Source organism: uncultured Porphyromonas sp. (assembly GCF_938046015.1).
Lineage (GTDB): Bacteria > Bacteroidota > Bacteroidia > Bacteroidales > Porphyromonadaceae > Porphyromonas.
In genome coordinates this window covers 25,968-32,139 of record NZ_CALIXW010000042.1, presented here as the reverse complement: position 1 = coordinate 32,139, position 6,172 = coordinate 25,968, and the positions used below count along the sequence as shown (strand labels likewise).

Here is a 6,172-nt window from a genome sequence, read left to right as displayed (position 1 = left end):
CACGGCGACTGAGCTTGAACTTGCCCGTCTTCTGGTCCACGTCGATCAGCTTGACCTCGATGGGCTGACCAGCCTCAAGGCCTGTCTCCTCGATGGTCTCATAGCGCTTCCAGTCGATCTCAGAGATATGGAGCAGACCGTCCTTGCCGGGGAGGAACTCGACGAAGCAGCCATAGGGCATCACGGAGCTGATCTTACCCTGATATACTTCGCCTACCTCAGGCATAGCGACGATGCCCTTGATCAGAGCGACGGCCGTGTCGATAGCTTCCTTGTTGGAGGCGCTGATCTCTACGACGCCCACACCATCGACCTCGTCGATGCTGATGTAGGCACCGCTCTTCTCCTGCATCCCCTGGATGACCTTACCACCAGGGCCGATGACAGCACCGATGAATTCCTTGCCGATACGCAGGGTGACGATGCGTGGAGCGTGGGGCTTGAGGTCATCGCGGGTCTCAGGCTGAGCCTCCATGATCTTACCGAGGATGTGCAGGCGACCCTCACGAGCCTGAGCCAGTGCACGCTCGAGGATCTCGTAGCTGAGGCCGTCGACCTTGATGTCCATCTGCGTGGCAGTGATCCCGTCGGCGGTACCCGTTACCTTGAAGTCCATATCGCCGAGGTGGTCCTCATCGCCGAGGATGTCGGAGAGGATGGCATAGTTCGTACCCTTATTCTCGGAGATCAGCCCCATAGCAATCCCAGATACGGGCTTAGCCAGGGGCACTCCAGCGTCACGCAGGGCAAGCGTACCGGCGCAGACCGTAGCCATAGAGGAGGAGCCATTGGACTCGAGGATATCGGATACGACGCGTACTACGTAGGGGTAGTCCTTGGGCAGCATGCGCTTGAGGGCGCGGTGTGCGAGGTTCCCGTGACCGATCTCACGACGACCTACACCACGCTGTGGGCGAGCGTCACCCGTGGAGAAGGGAGGGAAGTTGTAGTGCAGCAGGAAGCGCTCCTTGCCGTAGTTGAGCACGTCATCGACGAGCTTCTCATCGCTCTTGGTACCGAGCGTGACGGTCGTCAGCGACTGCGTCTCGCCGCGGGTGAAGACAGCCGAGCCGTGGGGGCCTGGGAGGTAGTCGGTCTCGATCCAGATAGGGCGGATCTCCGTCGTCTTACGACCATCGAGACGCTTGCCCTCATCGAGGATAGCGCGACGCATAGCTTCCTTCTCTACGTCGTGGTAGTAGCGAGCGATCAGCGGAGCCTTGGTCTCGAGTTCCTCTTCGGTAAACTTAGCCTTGTACTCCTCGACGATGGCTTCGAAGGCCTCAGCACGAGCGTGCTTATCCGTGCCCGAGATGGCGACAGCATAGGCCTTGCTGTAGCAGGAGTCATGGACGTCCTTGCGCAGCTCCTCGTCGTTCTCCTCGTGGCAATAGGTGCGCTTGACGAGCTTGCCTACTGCTTCGCTGAGCTCGAGCTGAGCCTGGCACTGTACCTTGATGGCCTCGTGGGCAGCCTTGATCGCCTCGAGCATCTCGGCCTCCTGGACCTCCTGCATCTCACCCTCGACCATCATGATGTTGTCCAGGGTAGCACCGACCATCAGCTCGATGTCGGCACGCTCTAGCTGCTCGAAGGTGGGGTTGATGATGAGCTCGCCATCGACGCGCGCTACGCGCACCTCACTGATGGGGCCATTGAAGGGAATGTCGGATACAGCCAATGCAGCAGAGGCAGCGAGCCCAGCCAGTGCATCCGGCATATCTACCCCGTCGGTAGAGAAGAGGATGACGTTGACGAAGACCTCTGCATGGTAGTCATCTGGGAAGAGGGGACGTAGTGCACGGTCGACGAGGCGGCAGGTCAGGATCTCGTAGTCCGAAGCCTTGCCTTCACGGCGCGTGAAGCCTCCAGGGAAGCGACCAAAGGCGGCGTACTTCTCCTTGTACTCCACCTGCAGGGGCATGAAGTCTACCCCGGGGTTGGCGTCCTTGGCGGCGCATACGGTAGCTAGCAGGACGGTGTTCCCCATGCGTAGGGTAACAGCACCGTCAGCCTGCTTGGCTAGCTTACCTGTCTCGATGACGATCTCTCTGCCATCGGGAAGGATGATTGTCTTGCTAATTGGCTGTAGCATTTTATACTTACTTGAATGATATAGTCCTTGAAAAGTCGGGGACAAAGGTAGTCAAATTAACGCTATTCGCCCTACACCCCCTCATAGATCAGACTAATTAGGCTCACAAAGGAGCTTTATGGAGACTCAGAACGCCCCTACCAGCGAGGCCTCAAGGGCACCCTCCCTTCTCCCAGCTCTAGGGCTAAGGGCAAGCGAACGAGCGAACTACAAAGGGTGAGGACCAAGCCCCAAATAGTGGGAGCAAAGTCCTCACCCTCCTTACTACGCAACGACGACCTGGGAGAAGCTCCCAGGGGACTTTGCACGCAATAGTCCGCTCCCGTGACCTGCGAAGCGCCCCCCCCTTGGTAGAGGGTTCTCAAGCGATATCCCTCAAGGAGCTGACCGATATCCATGAGCGTGCTGACTGACGTCTCTCAGCAGACTGACTGATATCCCTCAGAGCCGCCCACCTTAGCTTGGCTTATCCTAGGACGCAGCTCGGAGCTCCCCAACTCGGGCGCTAAGCCCTAAGTCCTACCTATATAATAAGGTAGCGCCATACCCATATTAAGGTAGCGCGCGCATATGCCGCAGCGAGCTGAGAAGGCAGCCGCACAAGGACTCAAGGCTTTTCCTTATCTTTGATGGAGAGGGAACTGGATACAGTTCGCATATACATCAGTCACACATCACAAAAGCTATAGAGCGCCCTATGGATATCAACGAAGAACGGCTGCACCATCCTGAGAACGACCCCGCCTACCTCGGGCTCAAGGTCAACGAGGGGGTGAGTGCCAAGCCCATGATCAACCCCAACCTACGCCGCGTCGCACGACGCAACTATACCGTAGATGAGTATGTCGAGGGTATCCTACAGTCGGATATCACCTGTCTCAGCCAGGCCGTGACCCTCGTCGAGAGCAACCGCCCCGAACATCAGGCCATAGCACAGCAGATCATCGAGCGCTGCCTCCCCTACTCGGGCAAGTCCATGCGCATAGGCATCACAGGGGTGCCAGGGGCAGGTAAGAGCACCTCGATCGACAGCTTCGGGATGCATCTCGTCAAGCAGGGACGCCGCCTGGCGGTCCTCGCCATCGACCCCAGCAGTGAGCGCTCGGGCGGGAGTATCCTCGGCGACAAGACGCGCATGGAGCAGCTCTCCCGCGAGAAGAACGCCTTCATCCGCCCGAGCCCCACGGCTGGATCACTGGGGGGCGTGGCGCGCAAGACCCGCGAGACGATCATCCTATGCGAGGCCGCGGGCTTCGACACGATCTTTGTAGAGACCGTCGGGGTCGGTCAGAGCGAGACGGCCGTACACTCGATGGTAGACTTCTTCCTCCTCATCCAGCTCGCTGGGACGGGGGATGAGCTCCAGGGGATCAAGCGCGGCATCATGGAGATGGCCGATGCCATCGTCATCAACAAGGCCGACGGAGACAACGTCGACAAGGCCAACCTCGCGGCTACACACTTCCGCAACGCCCTGCACCTCTTCCCGCCCACGGAGTCGGGCTGGCGTCCACGCGTGTTGACCTACTCGGGCTTCTACGCTCTCGGCATCAAGGAGATCTGGGATATGATCGATGAGTATCGTCACTTCGCCATGGACTCGGGCTACTTCCATGAGAAGCGTCAGCGTCAGGCCAAGTGGTGGATGTACGAGAGTATCAACGAGGCGCTGCGTAGCTCCTTCTACCTTAATAAAGAGGTGCAGGCACTGCGTCCCCAGGTCGAGCAGCAGGTGCTGGGCGACGAACTATCTTCCTTCATCGGCGCACAGCAACTGCTGGAGTGCTACTTCGCCTCCCTCGGTGCACGTACAGAGCTACCTACGGAGCTCAGCTAGGAGCGGCCTAGGCATATAGCACTACGAGACGGGGAGTGCCCCTAAGAGCACTCCCCTACCGCTATCTATTGCCTATCCAAAGAATTGCCGTATATTTGCACGGCAAAAAAAGGAAGAATTCATATCATATAACAACCCATCGACTATGACGAAAGCAGAAGTGGTGAGCGACATCGCTAAGACTACAGGTATAGATAAGGAGACCACGCTGGCTGTTGTAGAGGCCTTCATGGACTCAGTCAAGGAGTCCCTAGTGCGTGGCGAGAATGTCTACCTCCGTGGCTTCGGTAGCTTCATCATCAAGGAGCGTGCAGAGAAGACGGCTCGTAACATCTCACAGAAGACTACGATCATCATCCCCAAGCGCCGTATCCCTGCCTTCAAGCCCTCCAAGCTCTTTGCCTCCAAGGTAAAGTAGCCCACTAGACCAAGCTCAGATCATCACATAATCATATAATAAGAATAGCTATGCCAAGCGGAAAGAAAAGAAAGCGCCATAAGATGGCTACGCACAAGCGTAAGAAGAGACTGAAGAAGAACAGACATAAGAAGAAGAAATAATGTCTTGTACGAGGGGACTGGATCAGCTTGCGAGCTCGCTCCGTCCCCTCGTGCGCTTCTTAGCACTCCCTCTTACTCACCATTTATAACAGACGCAGCCAGTGACCAGTGAACTAATCGTAGACGTCTCCGCTCGTGAGATCTCTATGGCTCTACTCGAGGATCAGAAACTCGTGGAGCTGCAGAGAGAGCGTAGAGACCTAGCCTTTGCCGTCGGGGATATCTACCTCGGACGGGTCAAGAAGGTGATGCCTGGACTCAATGCGGCCTTCGTCGATGTGGGATATAAGAAGGATGCTTTTCTTCACTACCTAGATCTCGGCATGATCTATCAGGCGCAGCAGCGCTTCCTCGAGCAGATCGAGAAGACGAAGAGCGTGCCTGCCCTACACAAGATCCCCAGCTTCCCCGACCTCCCCAAGGACGGCAAGATAGCAGACTACATCAAGGCGGGACAGAACGTCCTCGTGCAGGTCGTCAAGGAACCCATCTCTACTAAGGGGCCTCGCCTCTCGGCGGAGATCTCCATCGCAGGACGAGACCTCGTCCTCGTCCCCTTCTCAGACAAGGTATCTGTCAGCTCCAAGATCGAGTCCCCCGAGGAACGCACGCGTCTCAAGCAGCTCGTGCTCAGCATGAAGCCTAAGAACTTCAGCGTCATCATACGCACCTCAGCAGAGGGTAAGCGCGCCTCAGAGATCGACCAAGAGCTACGCCGCCTCATCCGCCGCTGGGAGGAGAGCATACAGAAGCTGCCCAAGATCACCAAGACGCCCAAGATCGTCTACGAAGAGTCCAGCCGTGCGCTGGGGATCCTCCGCGACACCTTCAACCCCTCCTTCCAGAGCATCATTGTCAACGACAAGGCCTACTACGAGGAGATCCGAGAGTACGTCGCCCAGATCGCCCCAGGCCGCGAGGACATCGTCCGCTACTACACGGGCAAGCTGCCCCTCTTCGATGAGAAGGGCGTGACCAAGCAGATCAAGTCTGCCTTTGGCCGTACCGTCACCTGCAAGAGCGGAGCCTACCTCATCATCGAGCAGACGGAGGCGATGTTCGTCGTGGACGTCAATAGCGGCAATCGCTCCCGCAAGAGCACCGAGCAGGAGGGGACGGCCATCGACGTCAACCTCATCGCTGCCGAGGAGCTCGCACGCCAGCTACGACTGCGCGATATGGGCGGGATCATCGTCGTGGACTTCATCGACATGCACGATCAGAAGAATAGGCAGCTGCTCTTTGAGCATATGACCAAGCTCATGGAGAAGGACCGCACGCGCCACAACATCTTGCCGCTAAGCAAGTTCGGCGTCATGCAGATCACGCGCCAGCGTGTCCGTCAGGCCACGCAGATCAATACGGATGAGACCTGCCCCACCTGTCTGGGTACGGGCAAGATGAAGTCCTCCATCCTCTTCACCGATCAGCTAGAAGAAAAGCTCCGAGACCTAGTCCTCCGACTGGGTATCACTCATATCAACGTCCACGTACATCCCTACGTGGCCGCATACCTCACCAAGGGCCTCCTGATGTCTATCGCTCGCCGATGGAAGGTACAGATCGCCCGTGGTATCCGTATTACCCCTAACGAGAGCCTCGGCTTCCTCGACTACAAGTTCCTCGACTCTGAGGGCAACGAGTTCGAGGGCCTAGAGGAATAAGGCTCCGCAGAAGGT

The 6,172-nt window shown here is 57.5% G+C and carries 4 protein-coding genes; 3 read left to right on the top strand and 1 reads right to left on the bottom strand.

Annotated elements, in window-relative coordinates; all coding sequences use genetic code 11:
- Positions 1–2,095 (bottom strand): polyribonucleotide nucleotidyltransferase (locus Q0248_RS05540; RefSeq protein WP_299320589.1); only part of this gene is annotated, 2,095 nt, incomplete at its 3' end.
- Between the two features lie 697 nt (positions 2,096–2,792).
- Between Q0248_RS05540 and meaB the strand changes: the two genes are divergently transcribed.
- From meaB to Q0248_RS05525, 3 genes are all read left to right on the top strand, one after another.
- Entirely contained in the window at positions 2,793–3,932 is a 1,140-nt protein-coding gene (gene meaB, locus Q0248_RS05535; RefSeq protein WP_299320587.1) for a methylmalonyl Co-A mutase-associated GTPase MeaB, read from the top strand.
- A gap of 121 nt (positions 3,933–4,053) precedes the next feature.
- Positions 4,054–4,350 carry an HU family DNA-binding protein gene (locus Q0248_RS05530; RefSeq protein WP_299320590.1) on the top strand — a complete coding sequence of 99 codons (297 nt, stop codon included), beginning with the start codon at positions 4,054–4,056 and terminating at the stop codon, positions 4,348–4,350.
- Between the two features lie 244 nt (positions 4,351–4,594).
- Complete coding sequence (locus Q0248_RS05525) at positions 4,595–6,157, top strand: Rne/Rng family ribonuclease (RefSeq protein WP_299320586.1); 1,563 nt, start codon at positions 4,595–4,597, stop codon at positions 6,155–6,157.
- The last annotated feature ends 15 nt before the right edge of the window (positions 6,158–6,172 follow it).